This is a genomic window from Microbispora sp. ATCC PTA-5024 (assembly GCF_000511135.2).
Lineage (GTDB): Bacteria > Actinomycetota > Actinomycetes > Streptosporangiales > Streptosporangiaceae > Microbispora > Microbispora corallina.
The window spans coordinates 146,602-147,362 of sequence record NZ_KI866528.1 but is presented as its reverse complement, the minus strand read 5'-3'; the positions used below and the strand labels follow the sequence as shown (position 1 = coordinate 147,362).

Sequence of the window (761 nt, the reverse complement as noted above, 5' to 3'; positions counted from 1 at the left end):
CGGCGGTCGCGCGGTCCGCCCCGACGTCCGCGCCGTCCCGCTGGCCGTCCACGTCCCCGCGTCGGCCGTCCGCGCTCCCGCGTGTGCCCTCGTGCGCCGCGGGCGCGCGTCCGGCGGCGAGCTCGGCGGCGAGCGCGGCGGACAGCTCGTGCCAGCGGGCCTCCCACACACCGGGGTCGCCGCCGCAGGCCCGCACGTAGGCCAGCGTGACCATGAGGCTCGGCAGCCGGTCGCCGGACGCGGCGATCGACAGGGCGCTGGCCGAGGTGTGCACCCTGGCCGCCATCTGACGGTACGTCGGCTCCCCCGCGTCCTCGCGCAACCGCCGCAGGTCGTGGGCGAACCTCTGGATCGGCCCCTGCCCGGGGTCGAGGGGTTTCGGCTTGCGCCCCATCAGCCCTCCGCGTCCTGATGCCGGCCCGTACGCGGTCGCCCGGCGCCTACCGGCTCTCCTCTCCCAGCAGCGCCGGGACGAGCCCAGCCAGCGTGGCCCGGTCCTCGTCGCGGCGCGGCGCGTACTCGGTGATCCCCAGGCCCGCCAGGGTGAACGCGGCCGTGAGCGCCCGCACGGCCGCGCGCAGCGTGGGGACGGCGAGGCCGCCGGCCTCGGGGTGGTTCAGGGACCCGAACTCTCCTGGGTCGAGCACGTCCAGGTCGATGTGGACGTACACGGCCGTGGCGCCGGTGGCGGACACCGCGGGGACCAGCGCGGCCGGGTCGGCCGTCAGCTCGGCCACGGTGCGGCGGGCGAGCCCCGCCTC

Annotated in this window: 2 protein-coding genes; both read right to left on the bottom strand. The window is 78.2% G+C overall.

All coding sequences use genetic code 11. The features are described from left to right. Positions 1-394 (bottom strand): helix-turn-helix domain-containing protein (locus MPTA5024_RS43105; RefSeq protein WP_198167655.1); only part of this gene is annotated, 394 nt, incomplete at its 3' end. 46 nt (positions 395-440) lie between these two features. Further along, the coding region (locus MPTA5024_RS37615; protein ID WP_198167654.1) for an arginase family protein at positions 441-761 on the bottom strand (321 nt) is incomplete at its 5' end.